21 protein-coding genes and 1 riboswitch are annotated in these 18,614 nt (G+C 63.0%); of the genes, 4 read left to right on the top strand and 17 right to left on the bottom strand.

Going from position 1 to position 18,614, the window contains the following annotated elements:
* Nucleotide 1 precedes the first annotated feature (1 nt).
* The 12 genes from E3O44_RS06775 to E3O44_RS06725 form a co-directional block, all read right to left on the bottom strand.
* The gene (locus tag E3O44_RS06775) at nt 2–412 is read right to left on the bottom strand and encodes an arsenate reductase ArsC (RefSeq protein ID WP_134533820.1); all 411 of its coding nucleotides are present in this window, start codon (nt 410–412) and stop codon (nt 2–4) included.
* Between the two features lie 83 nt (nt 413–495).
* On the bottom strand, nt 496–804 hold the full coding sequence (locus E3O44_RS06770; protein ID WP_134533818.1) for an arsenate reductase/protein-tyrosine-phosphatase family protein: 309 nt from the start codon (nt 802–804) through the stop codon (nt 496–498).
* A 29-nt stretch (nt 805–833) separates the two neighbouring features.
* Nucleotides 834–1,556, bottom strand: a complete 723-nt coding sequence (locus tag E3O44_RS06765) for a phosphatase PAP2 family protein (protein WP_241976117.1) — start codon at nt 1,554–1,556, stop codon at nt 834–836.
* Between the two features lie 355 nt (nt 1,557–1,911).
* Entirely contained in the window at nt 1,912–3,162 is a 1,251-nt protein-coding gene (locus E3O44_RS06760) for an MFS transporter (protein ID WP_134533814.1), read from the bottom strand.
* Between the two features lie 269 nt (nt 3,163–3,431).
* Nucleotides 3,432–4,217, bottom strand: a complete 786-nt coding sequence (locus tag E3O44_RS06755) for a hypothetical protein (protein WP_134533812.1) — start codon at nt 4,215–4,217, stop codon at nt 3,432–3,434.
* Nucleotides 4,218–4,222: 5 nt separating this feature from the next.
* Nucleotides 4,223–4,714 (bottom strand): inorganic diphosphatase, encoded by a 492-nt coding sequence (locus tag E3O44_RS06750; RefSeq protein ID WP_134533810.1) that lies wholly within the window; start codon nt 4,712–4,714, stop codon nt 4,223–4,225.
* Complete coding sequence (locus E3O44_RS06745) at nt 4,711–5,097, bottom strand: type II toxin-antitoxin system death-on-curing family toxin (protein WP_134533808.1); 387 nt, start codon at nt 5,095–5,097, stop codon at nt 4,711–4,713. The genes E3O44_RS06750 and E3O44_RS06745 overlap by 4 nt, the downstream gene beginning before the upstream one ends.
* Nucleotides 5,094–5,228, bottom strand: a complete 135-nt coding sequence (locus E3O44_RS19745; protein WP_255454347.1) for a hypothetical protein — start codon at nt 5,226–5,228, stop codon at nt 5,094–5,096. The genes E3O44_RS06745 and E3O44_RS19745 overlap by 4 nt, the downstream gene beginning before the upstream one ends.
* Nucleotides 5,225–5,602, bottom strand: coding sequence for a fluoride efflux transporter CrcB (crcB, locus tag E3O44_RS06740; protein WP_134533807.1), 378 nt, complete (start codon nt 5,600–5,602; stop codon nt 5,225–5,227). Before crcB ends, E3O44_RS19745 begins: the two co-directional genes overlap by 4 nt.
* A complete protein-coding gene (locus E3O44_RS06735) occupies nt 5,599–6,165 on the bottom strand; it encodes a fluoride efflux transporter FluC (protein ID WP_338144727.1) in 567 nt (188 codons plus the stop codon). Before E3O44_RS06735 ends, crcB begins: the two co-directional genes overlap by 4 nt.
* Nucleotides 6,166–6,233: 68 nt before the next feature.
* Nucleotides 6,234–7,541: a phosphopyruvate hydratase gene (gene eno, locus E3O44_RS06730; protein WP_134533805.1), complete on the bottom strand. Its 1,308-nt coding sequence runs from the start codon at nt 7,539–7,541 to the stop codon at nt 6,234–6,236.
* Between the two features lie 203 nt (nt 7,542–7,744).
* Nucleotides 7,745–7,817: riboswitch (Fluoride riboswitch) on the bottom strand.
* Nucleotides 7,818–7,830: 13 nt separating this feature from the next.
* Nucleotides 7,831–8,340, bottom strand: a complete 510-nt coding sequence (locus E3O44_RS06725) for a universal stress protein (protein ID WP_241976115.1) — start codon at nt 8,338–8,340, stop codon at nt 7,831–7,833.
* 434 nt (nt 8,341–8,774) lie between these two features.
* Here E3O44_RS06725 and E3O44_RS06720 point away from each other — a divergent pair, with 434 nt between their 5' ends.
* Both E3O44_RS06720 and E3O44_RS06715 read left to right on the top strand, forming a co-directional pair.
* On the top strand, nt 8,775–9,371 hold the full coding sequence (locus E3O44_RS06720) for a cation efflux transmembrane domain-containing protein (RefSeq protein WP_134533801.1): 597 nt from the start codon (nt 8,775–8,777) through the stop codon (nt 9,369–9,371).
* Entirely contained in the window at nt 9,368–9,787 is a 420-nt protein-coding gene (locus E3O44_RS06715; RefSeq protein ID WP_134533799.1) for a YkvA family protein, read from the top strand. Before E3O44_RS06720 ends, E3O44_RS06715 begins: the two co-directional genes overlap by 4 nt.
* 912 nt (nt 9,788–10,699) lie before the next feature.
* Here E3O44_RS06715 and E3O44_RS06710 read toward each other — a convergent pair.
* The 4 genes from E3O44_RS06710 to E3O44_RS06695 are packed head-to-tail and all read right to left on the bottom strand — an operon-like array spanning nt 10,700 to nt 14,949.
* Entirely contained in the window at nt 10,700–11,935 is a 1,236-nt protein-coding gene (locus E3O44_RS06710; RefSeq protein ID WP_241976113.1) for an ABC transporter permease, read from the bottom strand.
* Nucleotides 11,923–12,672 carry an ABC transporter ATP-binding protein gene (locus E3O44_RS06705; protein ID WP_134533797.1) on the bottom strand — a complete coding sequence of 250 codons (750 nt, stop codon included), beginning with the start codon at nt 12,670–12,672 and terminating at the stop codon, nt 11,923–11,925. The genes E3O44_RS06710 and E3O44_RS06705 overlap by 13 nt, the downstream gene beginning before the upstream one ends.
* A gap of 3 nt (nt 12,673–12,675) precedes the next feature.
* Nucleotides 12,676–13,743, bottom strand: coding sequence for an efflux RND transporter periplasmic adaptor subunit (locus tag E3O44_RS06700; RefSeq protein WP_134533795.1), 1,068 nt, complete (start codon nt 13,741–13,743; stop codon nt 12,676–12,678).
* Between the two features lie 3 nt (nt 13,744–13,746).
* Complete coding sequence (locus tag E3O44_RS06695; protein WP_134533793.1) at nt 13,747–14,949, bottom strand: acyltransferase family protein; 1,203 nt, start codon at nt 14,947–14,949, stop codon at nt 13,747–13,749.
* A gap of 157 nt (nt 14,950–15,106) precedes the next feature.
* On the opposite strand from E3O44_RS06695, the gene E3O44_RS06690 reads away from it, so the two are divergent.
* Nucleotides 15,107–15,781: a response regulator transcription factor gene (locus tag E3O44_RS06690; protein WP_134533791.1), complete on the top strand. Its 675-nt coding sequence runs from the start codon at nt 15,107–15,109 to the stop codon at nt 15,779–15,781.
* Nucleotides 15,771–16,940, top strand: a complete 1,170-nt coding sequence (locus E3O44_RS06685; protein ID WP_134533790.1) for a sensor histidine kinase — start codon at nt 15,771–15,773, stop codon at nt 16,938–16,940. Before E3O44_RS06690 ends, E3O44_RS06685 begins: the two co-directional genes overlap by 11 nt.
* A 75-nt stretch (nt 16,941–17,015) precedes the next feature.
* Here the strand turns inward: E3O44_RS06685 and E3O44_RS06680 are convergent, their stop codons facing one another.
* Nucleotides 17,016–17,771 carry a GDSL-type esterase/lipase family protein gene (locus E3O44_RS06680; protein ID WP_166792570.1) on the bottom strand — a complete coding sequence of 252 codons (756 nt, stop codon included), beginning with the start codon at nt 17,769–17,771 and terminating at the stop codon, nt 17,016–17,018.
* Nucleotides 17,772–18,614: the final 843 nt, after the last annotated feature.

The raw sequence follows: 18,614 nt of genomic DNA, 5'->3' as shown, positions 1-18,614 counted from the left end.
CCTAGACGCTTGCCGGAAGGAGCTCGGCGAGGAGGGCCTGAATACGGGCCTTGATGTCATCGCGGATCGGGCGGACCTCGTCGATGCTCTTCCCCTTGGGATCGACGAGTTCCCAGTCCTCGTAGCGCTTGCCGGGGAAGATCGGGCAGACGTCGCCGCAGCCCATGGTGATGACGACGTCCGACTCGCGCACCTGGTCTGTGGTCATCAGTTGGGGCACGGCCTGGGATATGTCGATGCCCTCTTCGCTCATCGCCTGGATGGCCATCGGGTTGATCTGGTCACCGGGCTCCGAACCGCCGGAGCGCACCTCGACGGCGCCGCCGGAGAGGGCGCGCATGTAGCCGGCGGCCATCTGCGAGCGACCGGCGTTGTGGATGCAGACGAACAAGACGGTGGGCTTCTCAGACACGGGGATTCCAAACTCTCGATGTCCTTAAAGCATAGACACATATCTATGCGTTGGAAGGCCTGTGGCGAAAGTTCATCCGGCGTTCAAGTCGCGATGATGCCGAGGTCGACCAGGAGTGCGCGAAACCGAGTGTCGACGTCGTCCCGGATTGCGCGGACGCCTTCGAGGGGGAGGCCGACCGGGTCGGCCAGGTCCCAGTCGAGGTACGTGCGGCCAGGATAGATCGGGCACGCGTCACCGCAGCCCATTGTGATGACGACGTCGGCTGCACGCACGACCTCGTCCGTAAGGGGTCTCGGGTACGCGCCGTCCAGGGCCACACCGATCTCGTGAGTTCTGTGTCGATGACGAGCCGCCACGCTTCCGTTAACACTTCGCTGGCAAGTTGGCACATCATAGGCGCCGTAGTTGCTGGCATCCTCTACACGTCCGTCTCTCCGGAGGCAGGCTTGGTCGGCGGGGCAACGTGCTCGCGTCGGGGTCGCGTTTTATGCGCAGCGGTCACGCTGTGGAGGGCGGGGCGCGACGGGTCTGGTCCGTCGCGCAGGACGCGAACGGTGAGGTAGAGCCGGTGTGCGGTGATGACGAGAGCGAGCCATGCGGCGCCGAGCATCCAGGCCCCCAAGACGTCGGTTGCCCAGTGGTGCCCGAGGTAGACCCGATTGAGTCCTGTCGTTATGGCGAAGATTGCTGCGGCGCTGATCGTCACGGTCCTGGCCCGGAAGGTCTTCTGGCGCAGGATGAGCAGGTAGGCGATCACTCCTACGACCGCGACCGCGTTCAGGGTGTGGCCGCTCGGGAAGGATGCTGAGTATTCGTAGGGGGGAACCGCATCGGCGAGCGGAGGACGGTCGCGTCCGAACAAGTCCTTTCCTGCGATCGTCATGAGGAGCGACCCGCCACCGGCAGCGACGATCAGAATTACCGGCGTCCAGGACTGTCGATGGATGGCAAGAATCAGAATCGCAGCGATGGCGATGATGGGCATGCCGATGGGACCGGCGATCTCGGTGTACCCGGTGAGGATCATGTCGAGTAGGGGTGATCGGAGCGAGATGGCAAAGTTCAGCAGGGGCCGATCGAGACCGGCTACCCCGTCTGCGTCGGTGATGTTGTCGTACACCTGTGCCACGGCGACGCTCAAGGCGACGACGAGAATCAACCCGAACGTCAGAATCAGGATCAGCGCACCGTAAGGTCCGAGTCGCTCACTGAGCAGGTGTAGGCCGTGGGCGAGGCGCCGCCAGAGTGAGGCGCTTCGACGGGGGAGGTTTTGGCTTTCCTGCGCTATTTCGCCGGGAACTCCCTTATCGGGCTGGTCGGCTCGAATCACGCGAGGGTCCAATCGAGAGGGTGTGTTGGTTTCGAATATCGAGATCCGATTACAGTACGTGTCCCGCCTGTGATCTGATCGGTTATTCAGGCGGTGCGCGGTCTTCCAAGGGTTGGGCTCGATAGCGGTGTGTGCCGGGGCTTGGTATGCGGAATCATTACGGCCGCTATCCTGCGATGGAACTTCGTTGCGCGCGGGGAGTGACCTGATGCCTGAATGCGATCATCAGAACGACTGCCATAAGAGCCAGAGCGGCGCTAAAGAAGAAAGGCGCGCGGGAGGAAATCCCGTCCCAGAGTAGGCCTGCGACCAGGCTGGCCGGGAGCGCGGCAAGGCCAATAACCATGTTGTAAACGCCATACGCCCGCCCGCGTACCTCCCGGCCAACGGTGTCGGCGATCAATGCCTTCGAAACTCCCTCGGTGACGGCGTAGAAGATGCCGTAGAGGGCGAAAAGGGGCCAGACCTGCCAGGCGCTGTCGGCCAGTGCGAATCCAAGGTAGCAAACGGCATAGAGGGTCCAACCAGCTGTTATGAGGGGGATGCGGCCGACCCTGTCGGAGAGTATGCCAGCCGGCAGTGCTAGGGCGCCATAAATGATATTGAGCACCGCGTAGGCAAGTGGAATAACGATGACCCCGAGACCGAGGTTCTGGGCTCGGAGAATCAAGAAGGCGTCCGAGGAGTTCGCGATAGCAAACAATCCCGCAAGGGTAGTGAAAAGGTAGAAGGACCGTGCTAAAGGCTCGCGAGCGGCTGCGTCTCCTCGGGAGACTGTTCTTCTCTTTTCCCTGATTCCTAACTGCACGATCGCAAGGGTGATGACAAGAACAAGAGCTGAGAGCACCAGCAACCAACGGTAGTAATCTTCTGGCGCCACGTGATTCTGCACGAATACGAACAGCAGCCCGCTCAACACGAGGGGTCCTAGAGCCGATCCGAAGGTATCCAGCATTCGGGTGATGCCGAAGCTCCGCCCTCGAGTCGTTGCCGCGGCCGCATTGGCGACGAGCACATCCTTCGGCGGGTCTTTGACGCCCTTGCCGATTCCATCAGTGAATCGCAGGGCGAAGACGGCCAACGTACCACTGGCGAACACCAACCCGAGTCGCCCTACCATCGAGAGCGAATACCCGGCCGCGACAAGGGGCCTCTGGAATGGCAGACGATCTGACAATCGTCCGGCGATGATTTTGAAAACACTGGAGGCGGCTGTCACGAGCCCCTCCGCGACACCGATGAAGGCCTTGTCCAGACCGAGGACCTGGGTCAGGTACAGGGGCAAAATGGGGATGACGATATCTTGACTCACCCCACCGAAGAAGCTGGCCCATCCGACGGCGAGGATCGTACGGCGGCCCTCCGTTTTGCGACCAGCGTCGGACTGACTTGGTTGTGTGACCTCTTCATTCGTCATAGGAAGGCTCTATTCTCCTTCCGAGTTCAATCCAGGAACGACGCGGCTTTCGCAGGCCTGGGCATGTGAGGTGATGCGGTGCTTGCGGCCAGCACTCCGATCAGGTGTGCTCACTGGACGCTCTACGCAACCCGGGGCTTGACAGGGTGAGGGGACACCTTTTCCAAGGGTGTCCCCTCGAGCCCAAACGACGAAGGTCGTGGACGTACCTTCGAGTGCCGTCTGGGCAGCTATTGGATACCGGGGGTGCTGCCGGCATGGAGGTGATGTCACAGCGGGGACTCCGCTCCGCATTGGGCGAGAGCCAGGGGGAAGGTCCAGCCGTGGAACCAGCCCAGAGCGTGAATCCAGGATGCGTCGGCGAGCCCGGTGCTTGGACGCCCTGTCTGGGTCATTGATTCGACGAGCGGCACGAGCAATTCTCGGGTGTCGGAGAGCTTGACCACGAGGCTCCGGGCGTCCTCGTCCGTGAGGCTGCCACGCTGAAGGATGTGGCGGCGGCAGAGAACGGCGTCAACATCGTCGCGAGTGCTCGCACATGAGGGGCAGGCGTGCCACAGAGTTCGAGTCTCGGCGACCCATTGCCGCATGTGGATCATCTCGTTGGCCTCGATGGTGAGCGCGGCACTATCGGAACCCGCGTAGCCACCGCCTCCGATTCCGGGGATCGCGGGTCCGCGGAGATCCCGGCAGATGGGGCAGATGCCACGCGGGGTCAGTACCGACATTCGCGACCGCGGCCGGCTGTCCGAAAGCTTGCGGATCATCGTTTCCAACAGGTCTTCGTAGAGGATGCCGATCTCGAAGGGCTGGTGGCCGGCGCGCAAGCCGGCGCCGGCTTGCCAGAGCTCGATCTCGACGACAGCGTGACCCCAGGAGTGCCGGGGGCAGAGCCCCCAGTGCTCGCGCAGCCGCTGACGAATTCCTCCGATCATGATGTCGCCGTGCAGGAAGGACCACAGCAGTTTGACCTCCTCGACCGACAGATTGTGGTCTGGGTCGGGGAGGAGCTCGAGGTCCTCCCGTGCGGTCGCCAGCGCTGCAGCCTTGGTCATTGTTGTCAGCTGTGCTCGTTTGCCAACCGGCGGTAGGCGTCATCGATCAGGGTCTGGGCTTCGGCGAGATCGCCCCAGCCATTGATGCTGGTGTGCTTGCCGGGTTCGAGGTCTTTGTAGTGGGTGAAGAAGTGCTCGATCTGGTTGCGCAGATCGTGGGGGACGTCGTCGATGCCCTGGATGTGCTGATACCGGGGGTCGGTAGCCGGAACGGTGATGATCTTGGCATCCGGGCCCGCTTCGTCGGACATCTTGAAGACGCCGACCGGACGGGCGTCGACCATGACGCCGGGAAAGACGGGATTCTGCAGGAGGACGAGGGCATCGAGAGGATCGCCGTCTTCGCCGAGGGAATCCTCGATGAAGCCGTAGTCGGTGGGGTAGGTCATCGGTGTGAAGAGGGCGCGGTCCAGGCGGATGCGACCGCTCTCGTGATCGACCTCGTACTTGTTGTTGCTTCCGCGCGGGATCTCGATCGTGATGGTGAGGCTCGTCATGGTTCGCTCCTGTTCGTTGTGGTGTGGGTGCTGATCCACTCGGTCACGGAGGCCACGTCTCGCGTGCCGCGACTGATGCCGTGCATCAGGGCCACGACGTCGTCGTCGGACACCTGGGTGAGGTGCAGGCCGTTCAGGGTCAGGAAGACGTCACAGGCCACCCACGCGGTGCGTTTGTTACCGTCCAGGAAGGCCTGGGCCTGGCAAATGGACGTCAGAAGCACGGCAGCCTGCGCCACGGTCGTCGGATACAGAAGCTGGTCGGACCAGGCCGATTGTGGCCGGGTGACGGCGCCTTTCAGCGCTCCTTCGCTGCGGAGCGGTTGAGAGGACTGGAGGTCGTGGATCGCGAGTACCTGCTCGGGCAGGAGGAAAGCGGTCATTGCCGCGCCAACCTGTCCAGGGCGATGGCCCAGCGTTCGACGGATGCGCGGGCCAATTCGATCACCCGGGCGTTGTCTGCGATGGTGACCTGTACCGCCGGGAGATCGTTCGCTTCGCCGTGCTTGGTCATAGTTGGACTCCAATCCAGAGGCCGAGTCCGGCGGCGGCCGCGGCGGCGATGAGCATTCCGAGGCCGTTGGCCAGGGCTGCGAGGTACCGGCGGTCCTGGGCCAGCCGGACGGTCTCGAAGCTTGCGGTGCTGAACGTGGTGAAGCCGCCCATCAAACCGCCACCGAGGATCAGGTGCAGTTCCTCGGGTAGGAGACTGTTCAGGGTCAGCCCGGTGATGAGGCCGAGGAGGAGCGATCCAGTCAGGTTGATGGCGAAGGTTCCCACGGGCAGCGTGGTGCGCACGCGCGCACGGAGGAGTCCGTCGATGAGGAGCCGGAGCGCGGCACCGACCCCGCCCGCGAGGGACAGGCCTGCGAACACGAGCGGGGTCACTTGCTCGACTCCCGCGTTCCCGGAGCGTCCGTGGGACGACTCCGTTGTCGTGCGGCTGCGGAGACGGAGATTCCGGCCCAGGTGGCGATGGCGCCGACAACGATCGTCGCCAGGGCGTAGAGCAGCGCAAGGCCGAGACTGTCCCGGGCAATCAGGAGGCTCGTATCGGTGGCCAGGGCGCTGTAGGTGGTGAAGCCGCCCAACGTTCCGGTGCCCAGCAGCAGGCGCAGGTGGCGCCGTCTGCCTTCATCCGGTCCTCGTTTGGCGAGTGATTCGAGGAGTGCGCCGAGCAGGAATGCCCCGGCAATATTGATCCCGATGGTCACGACGGGCACCTGACCGATCGGAGGAACAGTGATGCTGAGCAGCTCCCGTAGGGCGGTGCCGGCTGTTCCCCCGATCGCGACGAGGCCCAGGTACTGCCACCGCAGGTGCACGGGCCGCGCGTGGTCTGTCGATGTCTCTCCCACTTCGAGGTCGCTGTCCAGGGGCAGCAGGCCCTCGGTGTCGTCGGCCGTTCCGGTTGGCCGGGTCGAAGTGGGGGAGGGGTCGATGGTGTTCACGCGCGGGGTCTCCGTGTCTGTGCGGTGGCAGGGGTCGTGGTTGTTACCGAGAAGGGGTGGTCGGGTGCTTATTTGAGTCCGTAGCGCAGCCCCGTGGTGGTCGCTTCGATCTCCATCATGCGGTTGTACTTGGCGACCCGTTCGCCGCGTGCCGGGGCGCCGGTCTTGATCTGACCGACTCCGGTTCCGACGACGAGGTCGGCGATGAAGGTGTCGGACGTCTCACCGGAGCGGTGCGAGACCATGCTCTGCATGCCGGTCTCCCGGGCCGCCGCGATCGCGTCGAACGTCTGGCTGACGGTGCCGATCTGGTTCGGCTTGATGAGCGCCGCGTTCGAGTAGCCGTTCGTGGCGCCATCCCGGATCCGAACAGCATCCGTGACGTAGAGGTCGTCGCCGACGAGCTGCACGGTGTCGCCGAGCTTGTCGAAGAGGATTTTCCAGCCTGCGTGGTCGTCTTCGGCGAAGCCGTCCTCGATGCTCCAGATCGGGTACTTCGCGCAGAGCTCGGCGTAGTAGTCGGCCAGTTCGGCGCGGGACTTGGCAACGCCGGCGATCCGGTAGACGCCATCGCCGTCGTAGAAGCCGTTTGCCGCGGGGTCCATGGCGATCGCGATCTGGTCGATGCCCGGCGTGTACCCGGCATCCGTGATGGCCTGGACGAGGAGCTCGAGGGCTTCGTCGGGGCTACTGATGGGCGGGGCGAAGCCGCCCTCGTCGCCGAGGCCGGTCGCGTTGTAGCGGGCCCGGATGCGCTTGGCCAGGGCGTGATAGATTTCCGCGCCGGCCTGAACTGCGAGCTCTTCGCTGGCTGCGCCGACCGGGGCGATCATGAATTCCTGGAAGTCGAGGTCGTTTGCCGCGTGGGCTCCGCCGTTGAGGACGTTGAAGTGCGGCACCGGAAGGAGCTCGGTGTTGCCGGTCTGCTGCGCGATCCACGCGTGCAGGGGCAGCCCGGCCGCGTGCGCCAGGGCACGGCTCGCGGCGATGGAGACGGCGACGGTGGCGTTGGCACCGAGCCTCGAGTAGTTCGGGGTGCCGTCGAGGTCGCGCATCGCGTCGTCGATCTCACGGATGCTCGTCCACGTCTTCGACAGGAGAAGTGGTGCGATCTCGGTGTTGACGCCGTCCACGGCACGGTGCACGCTCAGGCCCCCGTAGGAGCTTCCGCCGTCGCGCAGTTCGATCGCTTCGAAGGCGCCGGTGGATGCTCCCGACGGGGCAGACGCTTCCACGAGCGTGCCATCACCCAGGGTGAGGTTGACGTGCACGGTCGGGTTGCCGCGCGAGTCCAGGATCTGGCGCGCTGTAACGGCGGTGATCTCTATCGCTCCAGCCGGCGTGCCGGTGGTGTTGGTGGTGGTGTTTTCGCTCATTTGGTTCCTCCTGTTTTCGTCCTCGCGAGAGCGGCTGCTCCCACGGTGACGTCGTGAATGGGATGGCAGTTGGCGCGGAGTGCCCGAGATGACGGGGCGCGGAGATGAGGGCTGCACGCAAGGGCGGTAAACCGGGTGCGGCACGGGGAGAGGATCAACTCGCTTGTCGTACGCATGGGTCACCTACCTGTTCTCAGATTGCGGAGAAGGTAGGAACCATTAGCGGACAGTGCCGTTCGAGCTTGCGCTCCGGCGGGATCCATCGCCGAATTACAGGATATACCCGACATCAGGCAGATTCCCACGGCAGTGCGTCGTCGAAGGGAACGGGAGCGAGCGGAATGATGACAACGGGGCGGTGCTGACGGTGCGCGAGGTGCACGGCTACCGATCCCCCGAAGAAGGATTGCAGGCCGTGTCGGGCGGTCGGCTCCCGGGTCCCGACGACGATCATCGAGGCGCCGAGAGTCTCCGCGAGGTGGCCGAGGGCTCGCGCGGGGTCGCCCGCCAACGCCAAAGTCGACCAGGCCACGCCCTGGTCTGTGAGGGCCGCCGCAAGGCGCGCTTCAAGCCGAGGGTCGAAGCCGGTCGGCGTGAGGTCGGGCAGGTCCGGATCGAACGGCAGCGAGGTCATGCTGCCATCGGGCGACTCGCTCACCATGTATCGGCTGGAATCGACGGAAGCGCAGACGAGTTCGGCCTGGAAATGCCGGGCGAACACGGCGGCCTCCAAGACGACGGCATCGGGCTGGTGACGTGTGACGCCGACGATGACACGTGCTGGACGACTATCGCTCACGATGCGCTCCCTCTGGAATCGAATCGGCTGAGGCTCCCGAGTTGTTGGGTGTGACCTGACCATTCATCGAGACCATAGCCAGAAAGCCAGGTGCGGCCGAGGTCGGGCGCGGCATCAGCGGCTGACGAGGCTGAGTTGAATCTCGCGGCGGTCGGTGACGGATTCCGGCGGCGAACAAAGCGGGAGGGGGTCACGGTGGGGTCCTATCTCATGGCACGCCAAATGGCTTGAGATAGGGACTGTTGTCGACGAATGTCGAAGTTGGTTACGGCGAGCCCCACCGCCGTAGCGCATCAGCGCTGGGTCCAGCTTGACACATTCCAGCCGGTCACGGGGAAATTTCTACTTGGAGAGAAAAGAGGGTTGACATTCCGGTTCCGTAGGCGACCGGGACGACGGTTCGTCCTTCACGCGATGGTTGAGAGAATGGCAGCATGCGTTCAACGCCGGCCGGACAGGCCACAGCACTTCTCGTCGGGCGGGGACGACTGCTCGAATATGCCACCCTGGGGTGGAACGTTGTCGGGGTCGGCATACTGGCCGTCCTCGCCGTGACCTCCTCTTCCGTAGCTCTCGTCGGGTTCGGGCTGGACAGCCTCATCGAAATCGGTGCCAGCACTGTCGTGCTCTGGGAGCTGTCAGGAACGGGGGACGCCCGGCAGCGCCGGGCCCTGCGGTTGATCGGCATCGCGTTCATCGCGCTCGCGGTGTACCTCGCCGTGCAATCGACCGTGGCATTGCTGTCCAATCACCACGCGTCGCCCAGCATCGCTGGAATAGTCTGGACCGGCGTCACCGCGGCGGTCATGTTCGCGCTGGCCTTCGGAAAGGCCCGAACGGGCCGAGCCCTGGGCAATCCCGTGCTAGTTGTGGAGGGGCGCGTGACGTTCATCGATGGTCTGCTCGCCGTCGCCGTGCTCGGAGGCTTGGCCCTTGACCTGTTCCTCGGCTGGTGGTGGGCCGATCCGCTCGCCGGCTACGTGATCGTCTACTACGCGGCCCGGGAAGCCAGCCACATTTTCCGCTCATGACCCCGTTCTGGCAGGCCACGCTGGCAGTCCTCGGTGGGCTCGCGCTCCTCTGGGTGATCCTGGTTCTCATCCTGTGGGTCGAACAGCGCCGTCACCCCGGTGGTGCGTCCCTTCGCGATCTGCTCCGTCTCGCCCCAGACGTCGTTCGGCTTCTGAAACGGTTGGCCACTGATCGGACTGTGTCGATCGGCGTTCGAATCTGGCTCGGGGTCCTGCTGGTCTATCTTGTCTCGCCGATAGACCTGATCCCCGACTTCATACCGGTGCTCGGCTACGCAGACGACGCGTTGGTGGTGGCGATCGCACTCCGATTCGCGGTCCAGCGTGCGGGCCGGGACGCCGTGGAACACCACTGGCCGGGTACGCCGGAAGGACTTGCAGCGATACTGCGCCTGGCCGGGCTGAGCGGCTTGTAGACGATTCGGCCGTCGACTCCATCCTCGTCGGACAAAGAGTCCAACCTCAATTTCAGATACGAGGTGATACGAGTCGGCCCTGGAACGCATTCTCTGTGGTGATCACGAGCCAATCGGGCACTGGCGAATCCAACGTCAACTCATGTCGTTCCTAAGGCTGATCAGCGACGTGCATCAAGTCCGTATGGCCACTATGGCTTGTTGGGACAGGGCGCTATGCGATGTAATGCCTCAGTGTTATGTCTCAGGACATCGTGCCCACATTTTGCCCACATTTGAAAGAAATCACCCTGATTCTGATGGTAGCGAAGTGACCGAAAAACGTTGAAATTACGCGGAAGTTGGCCCTGTGCGAGGCCCTGACTGGGCCGTGACTAGGGTTCGAATCCCTCCAGAAGCACACTTTTTCGAGTGAAATTGGGCATAATCGGCATTTTTGTTTGGTTTGACGGTAGCTATCCGCGGTTTCTGCTGTTGAGAGTATGTACACCCTTGTATATACCAACGGGGAATGGTTTGAACTTCATCGGCGGGGCGCCACCATTGGTGCCACCTGCAGCAACGACGTCCGAACCAACAACGTTCCAGGGTGGGTTCGTTTCGGGCCCGACGGCGGCGAGGGTACCCCCCTTCATACTAGTGACGTAGCTCGTTTTCTAGATGTGGGGCAGTCGCCGCCACGCATAAGTGCCAGGCTCCCTGATTTGTTCGATGCCAACCCGTGAACATCAGATGTGTGCTCGGACGAATGATTGGGCGTCGCGCCGCGAACCATGTTCGGGAGTCTTGGGAACGCGGGATTGACCTGGTCGGCGAAAAGGCCGCCGCTGTTAAATTCTCCGAAAACGAGGGCAAATTACCTTCGGAGTCGTCAAGCGCGTGGCGTGCTCGATTGCCTCGTCCCCTGCCGGTTCAGTAGCGGATCGCATCGATGACCTTGACACGGACTGCGACGAGAGCCGGCAGAAGTCCCGCGAGAGCACCAACCAGGGTCGCGATACCGAGGCCGAGTACGGCGGCTTCGAGGGGAAAGGGCGGGAGATCAGTTGCGCCTTGGCTGACGAGGTCGGTGGCCCAGGGGCTCTTCACGAGGAGCATCGATAACATCACTCCCACGATTCCGGCCGCGACGGTCGCTACGACGCTTTCCATCATCACGGCGAAGAAGACTCGCGCCGCGGTTGCTCCAAAGCTTCGTCTGATGCCGATCTCTTGGATGCGCTGGCGGATGGTGACGAGTGAGATGTTCAGAAGGCCGAGCGCGCCCAGGAGAAGAAGGAGCACAGAGACACCGCTGACTAAGAGTTTGAGGGACAGATTGGGGTCTTGCCCGTAGGCCGCGTAGTCCTGCCGGTTGACGCTGACGATGGTTCCTTCGCCGAGTGTGGCCGTGAAGTCCGATTGCAGGTGCGTCATCAGGTCGGCCGCGTTTTCGGGGGGTACCCACAGCTCGTAAGCAGGGTGTGCGGGCTGGACTGTGGCGGCTTGCAGAGTCGACTCGATCCGGGAGTAAGCAGCATTGAGCATGAACATCGTCGGTTCCAGGTTGTACGGCGGGCTCTTCACGATGCCGACCACGACGGCCGTGACGGGGTTGACGCCAAAGAGGCTGATTGTCGGGTTCAGAGCGAGGTCGGGGGAGCCGAGCCGAGCCCAGAGACGCTCGTCGATGATCACGGCCGGTGCCAGACGGTTGATGTCTGTCGCGGTGAACCACCTCCCGTGCTCGGGCGACACCCGGTGCATTGCGCCGTAGGCCGGATCGACCATGGTTGAGGTAACCGCGGCCACACCATCGACGAACTGCACGTCGACCTGGCGCGGAATGATCCGGCTCGCGAACGTCACGTCGTAACGCGTGAGTGCCTCCGTCCACGCCGTCTGCACGAGTGCGTCATCGGTGGGCTGGTCGTCCTGGGATTGCAGAGACAGCGACAGGGCCGCCGGGCGTCCATTCGAACGCTCACTCGACTCGATCGTGGCCTGCTGGGCGATATCGCCCAGCGCTACGACGCTCGTCAGTGAGCACACCGCCACTGCCACCCCTATCAGGGAGAGAAGCACCCGGGTGCGGTGGACGCGCAACTCGGTCCAGGCTTCAATAACTGAGCCGACACAAGCGGCCAGGAGGCCCGTCATGAGTTGCATCCGGACAGCTTGGCCCTGGTGACCGGGCCGCGAGATATCAGGTCAGGGGTGATCAGATCGCGGGCAATGAGGCCACCGTCTTCTAGTGTGTATTGCCGGTGCGCGCGGGCGGCGATCGACGGGTCGTGTGTGATCGTTACCAGGGCCGCGTTCGAGGCCGTAGCGATCTCGTCGAGCAGCGCCATGACAGTCTCGCCGGTCTCAATGTCCAGGGCGCCGGTTGGCTCGTCGGCCAGGATCAGCCGGGGGCGCCGGACGAGGGCTCTGGCCACCGCGACGCGTTGTTGTTCTCCTCCGGACAGTTGGACCGGGGTCGAAGAGAGCCGGTTCCCGAGACCGACGCGTTCAAGCATCTCGGCAGCGATCGCTGTGCGCTTCCAGAATGTTGCTCCACGCTCATAGAGAAGGGGCGTTGAGACATTTTCCAATGCGGTTCGTCCGTGCAGGAGATTGAACTGCTGGAAGACGAAACCAATATCCCTGCCGCGAGTGAGGTCGCGTCGCCGGTTCGAGAACTGGGAAACATCAAGGCCTTCGAGGCGAATCTCTCCTTCCGTCGGTGAATCGAGCAGGCCGAGCAGGTTCAACAGAGTGGATTTCCCCGATCCTGATCGGCCGACGACGGAGATTCTGTCACCCTGTTCGATCGACAGGTCGATGCCGCTGAGGATGGTGAGGGGGCGATCATCCAGCCGTGTTAACGTGCGGCCGACACCGTGAAGCTCCAGGAACGGCATCGGTTAGCCCGCCGTAGGAACGCTGGTGGTCGGGGAACAGCCGGGTGTGCCCTCGCAGGCATTCGGTTCCGGAGCGCCGGGAACGAACTGAAGGATGCTGTCGCCCGCGACGAGGCCGGAACTCACCTGCACCTCGTGGCCGTTGGTGATACCGAGGGTGACGGGCCGTGTCTCATGGGTACCATCCGGGGTAACGACCCACACGTTGCCCGTGCCAGCCGTCCCCTGGACGGCCGTGGTTGGGATGCTTAGGACGTTTTCGGCCTTTCCTGCTGCGATGCTGACATCAGCAGGGAGTCCACCGAAGACAGTGACCTCCGGCGGTACCGCGCAGGTCACCGTGCTCATTCCGCCCGAACTGGCACCGCCCACCGCCCCGACACCGCTGGCTCCAGAACTGGTGTCCACTGAGGTGTTACCGGGTTCCGCACCCGCGAGCGGCGTGACGATCGTGAGGCCGGTGCACGTGAATGGTGCAGGGCCACCCGCGATCGTTACCGTCGCCTCCGTAGGTTTGCTCACGAGCCGATACTGTTGCGCCGGCGCGAGCGCCCCGGTGACGGAGAAGCTGGGTGGGGCAATGCGACCGACGATATCTCCGACGGAGAGGGTCTGATCGGCCAGAACGGGCAGGGCGCTCACAATACCGGTGATAGGCGCGGTGACGACAACGTAGGTAATGACCGGCTTTCGAGGTGTGGTGGTGACGAGGCCATCCGGTCCGGTTGATGCGATCGGGTCGCGCTGGGTCTCAATCTTGATATCAAGGATCCGGTCTCCTGCAGAGACGGCCTGACCGACCGTGACAGCGAGCTCGTCGACTGTGCCCGCATTCGTGGCGCGAATCGGAACTGCCGGATCTGAAGTCACCGTTCCCTTCAAGGTGACGTCATTTGAGATGGTTGCTGTGGTGACGGTGACTTGAGGTTCGGTGACCTGGCCGGTCGGCTTCTCCGGGCCCGCCTCGGCCGGGCCGTCCGGGAAGAAAGCCAGCTTCCCCAAGGCCACTGCGACTAGCGCGACCAACACCAGGCGCAGAATCGGAAAAACCCATTTACGAACTACGTCCACGTTCTATCTCCTTGCTTGCAATGTTTGCGTTGTGCCTGTGCCTGTGCCTGTGCCTGTGCCTGTGTCGCGGCGCTCGTCTTGCTTCCATGTCCACAGCACCGGCCGCCGGGACGGGGAGACGTCACTTTCGGAAGGGGTAGCGCGTTTTCGTCGCAGGATCAGCTGCCTTGCCGGGCGCTCCACCACTCGATTGAGTAACTCGGCGCCGGCGAGAGAGACCGCGAATGCTGCCGCGGCGAGGACGACTCCGACGAAGGAGGACGATTCGGGGAGCTGTTCCGGAAAGAGGGAAGAGATACTTTGCAGCGCGAGGACATGGATGAGGTAGAACGCGAAAGAGAGTGTCCCCAATCGCGTCATGGTTCGTGACCCGAGCGGAGAGTGCCGTCCTTCGACGTCACAGCGGGCGGAGGCGCTGATCAGGAGCGCGAATCCGATGACAGTGTCCGCGGCATTCGTGTAGGCCGTATCCGGCGCAAGCGTCGCGATCAGGTATCCGCTGACGGCTGCGGTCACACCGACCCGGAGCCGGGGTCCCCGCCACACCTCGGTTTTGATCATCAGACCGAGGGTGACGCCGATGATGAATTCGGGAAGCCGGCCTAGGGGGGAACTATTGGCGCTGATGATGAGGGGGAGCTGGTCGTGAAAGGTGGGGATGGCAAACACGATTCCCACCTGCAAGGCCAGGACGCCCCAGAGTTGCACTGGGCCGAAGCGTCGCATTATTCGAATGAGAACCGGGAATGCCACGTAGAAGAAGGCTTCGCAGGCTAGGGACCAGCTCACGGGGTTTCCCGCTTGCCACCAATGGGGGTTCCAGCTGTTCACGAGGAAGCCGTTGGCCAGGATGGCCCAGGGATCCTCAGTGCGGATGGAGGGAATGAGCGTGGCGGCCAGCGCTAGTGCCAGAGCCAGTGCTGCCAGATGAACAGGCGCGATGCTGGCGGCACGGCGCGTCCAGAACTTACGTGCGGTGGTCCTGGAGTCGTGCGACCAGGCGAGGACGAATCCGGACAGGATGAAGAAAAGCGACACGGCGGTCGGGCCAGCGCCAAAGACCAGGGTGAGGACAGCATGGCCGGAGGCCGGGAAATGGATCACATTGCGCGTGTGGTAGGCGAAGATGACCAGTGCCGCCACCCAGCGGAGCCCGGTGAGGGACGGAAGCCGTCCTGGTAAGCGGACGGTCGCGTTGGCGTACATGGATGTCTCCTTCCGGAACCCTGATTTCGGGTGCCGTGAGTAAGTACACTCGAGTGGCTGTTGCGTCACCGTCTTGGGTACCGCATACGTTTTCCATAGGTCGGATGTGGTCGACTAGGGGGGACGGCCTGGTAGTGGGCTTCGAAAGGCGGAGCGCATGCGGGTTTTGATTGTGGAAGATGAACTCTTCTTGGCCGAAGCGATCCAGGCCGGTCTTCGGCTGGAGGCGATTGCCGCTGACATCGCGTCCGATGGGCTGATGGCACTGGAAAAGGTGTGGGTCAACGACTACGACGTCGTCGTCCTGGATCGAGACATTCCCAAGCTGCACGGTGACGAGGTGTGCCGTCGCCTCGTTGCTTCGGAGCGACCGCCAAGGATACTCATGTTGACCGCCTCCGGAACGCTGCGGAACAAAGTGGACGGTCTGGAACTGGGAGCAGACGACTACCTGGCCAAACCTTTCGATCTGGAGGAGCTTGTTGCCCGGCTCCGGGCGCTGAATCGTCGCTCCAAGGACGCTGTACCTCCATCACTGGTCTGCGGAGATCTGACGGTCGACGTGTTCCGGCGTGAGGTGTATCGGAAAGGACGATTCATCCGGCTCAGCCGCAAAGAATTCGCCGTTCTGGAGGTCCTCGTGCGCGCCGGAGGCGGTGTGGTCAGCGCCGAAACCCTGCTGGAGAAGGCATGGGATGAGAACGCGAACCCGTTCACGAACGCCGTCCGCATCACAATATCCAACCTGAGGAAAAAGCTGGGTGCGCCCTCGCCCGTCACCACGATCGCGGGAGTCGGGTACTGCGTTCGGGAGATGCCCGATGAGAACTGAGGCACGCCGTACCCGGGTCACCTTGCGGATGCGGCTCACGATCACGTACACGCTCCTGATCCTCCTGACCGGTTTCAGCGTGCTGGTCGCGGTCGCGATCGTCCTTGCGATCATTCCTGGGTACTATTTCACCCAGGGTCAATATCCCAGTGGCGTGATGGGCACACCGTCCATCAACGTCCAGGACAAGAGTGACCTCTTACGATTGCTGGCCTTCGTGGCCGTCCCCATCCTGACTGTCGTTGGTGGCCTCGGGGCGGCAGTCAGTTGGTTCACGACTGGGCGAGCGCTCCGGCCGCTCACCGACATTGCGCACACCGCCCAAACCCTCGACGGGCGCTCGCTGGGAACCCGCATCGCCCTTGAGGGTCCCAAGGACGAGGTACACGTCCTCGCGGACACCATCGATGGAATGCTCGAGCGACTTGAAGTCTCCTTCGCCACGCAAGCAAGATTCGGGGCTAACGTCAGCCATGAGCTTCGAACACCCCTGGCGACGACCAAAACGCTGCTGCAAGTGGCCGACAAGAGACCGCAATCCGCGGAGAACCGCAAACTCCTGCAGCGACTGATGATTACCAACGACCGCACGATTGACATCACCCACGCTCTACTCAACCTCGCCGGGAGCAGTCGACTCGACGGTCCACACACGGTCGATCTTGCGGGCATCGTTCGCGAAGAGCTCGATGAACAAACGACATCCCTGGTTGCGGCGGGTCTGCGCGTGACCAGTTCCGTCGACGACGCGCTGGTAGCCGGGGAGCCGATGCTCTTGCAGCTCCTGGCTCGCAACCTCATCCAGAATGCCATACGACACAACCGTGACAACGGATTCGTCAACGTGCTCGTGCAGAAACGCACAGAGGGCACCTACCTGCGGGTCGCCAACAGCGGGAGCGTGATCGATGCCGCCACGATCCCGCTCCTCGCCGAAGCATTCTTCCGGTCAGATCTACGGACGGCCAGTGGCGCGGACACTGGTGGCCACGGACTCGGTTTGGCCTTGGTCAAGAGCATCGTTGAGGCCCACGGTGCCCGGCTGGTCCTCGTTTCAGGAATCCCCGATGGTCTGGTCGTCGAAGTCTGGTTTCCTGTCCTGACGTCTGACATAGGAATGCCAGTGGGGCAACATCCCCTTTCGCACGAACAGATCTGAGCCGATGGTTCGCGGACTGATTAGTCCTCCCCGGGTCGCGCCTAACTATTGTGCCGTGAATCGCAGCCTGGTGAGCTAGCCGGCCGGGGCGAGGGTCTGCATGACGGCGGCAGCGAGGGCGCCCTGACCGGCGGCGTTCGGGTGGAGATGGTCGCCTGAGTCATACTCGGGTCGGATTCTGTCGCGTTGTCCAGGATCGGCCAGTGCGAGGTCGGCGTCGACGACGCCGTCGGCGAGTGTATCCGTGCGCAAGGCCTCGTTGACGGCAATCCGACACGCTTCCCCAGCGACTTCGAAGGTCGCGAAGCCGCCATACGGCGTGAGAGTGAGTATGGTCACCTGGTCGCCCCGGGCGTGGGCGGCTTGGACAAACGATCGGATTCCCTCGACAATCTTTCCGGAGTCGTACTCGTGCGGTGTGTTCTGAATGTCGTTGATGATATCCGTCAGAATGAGTGTTCGGACTCCCGGAACGTCGAGACCATCACGGGATTCACGGGAGAGGCTGCTCGGCAGGCCCGGATAACTGTTCAGGAGTCGCGTCGCGCCGATGCTGGCGTTCACCACACGCAGGGGAGCTCCCGAGACGGCCAGACGCTGTTGCACGAGATCGGGCCAGGCCTGACCCGGGCCCACGGCGTGGCCGGCCGAGATTGATGCGCCGATGACGACGACCGCTGGCTCGGTGCTTGTGCGATCCGTTTCAGCCGGTCCGCCCGCGTCTTGGGACACCGACAAACTGGCCTGCGCCGAAACCGTCGATGTCCTCCCGACAATATTCAGCCAGAACGCTCCACTCACGACGATCAGGACCAATGTGAGGAACGACACCCACGCGATCGGGTCAGACAGCGCCGTGAATCGTCCTCGCGCTGGGCGGGGGCTCAACGGATGCATCCCGTGAGGAGGTCAATTGCACCAACGACCCGAGAGCGACCAACATCTCCCAGCAGTCCGTGGTACCGATCCGTCCAGGGACGCCGCCGGTTGCCAACTCGGCTACTCCTCGCCGCCTCCGACAATGCTGCGGAAATTTCGAGGATTCTGGACATCTTGTCCTTTCATAATTCTGTATTTGCTGGCAACCGGGTGGGCTCGTTCGACATGAGTATGGACAGCACCCATCTCATTCGGTGCGACGTTGCGTCAGCGTCTCGATTTTCGAAGACGAGATTGTTATATTCTCGGGGCATTCGCCGGAACGGTGACGTTCCGTGCCCGAGTGCTGACTTGATGCCGCTTCGAACCACCTTTCGCCTCGTTGCCAGCGTTACTGTCCTATTTTTCGAAGAACGCTGACACGGCGATAACGGGGGCCTCGCGGCCCGGTCCCGGTCGATCAGGTCGACCCGGGGGCCCGCCGTTCATCGCTCTCGGCATGAATCACTTCGGGCAGATCCGCACAGGCACAGGCACAGGCGCAGGCACCGAGACTGGCGCGATCCTCCTCTGGGGAACCGTTGCGAAGCAGGTGACCCCAACAAATCCAGCGTTGGCAGCGTTCACTGTCCTTCCCAGTGCTGGGGGTGTCAACTGGCGCAGGGGAAAAGTACATCGCTGGCAGCGAATGCACGGGTCTGTCAAGTTTTCGGTGTAACTGGGTTTGATTTTTTAGTTGTCTCGGATGGACAGTCGGCCGTTGAAGGTGATGTCGAAGGCGTTGAGGGCTGCCTT

The sequence above is a fragment of the Cryobacterium algoricola genome, from assembly GCF_004402485.1.
GTDB lineage: Bacteria > Actinomycetota > Actinomycetes > Actinomycetales > Microbacteriaceae > Cryobacterium > Cryobacterium algoricola.
Note: the sequence above shows the minus strand (reverse complement) of the source record. Positions and strands in the feature narration are given on the sequence as shown.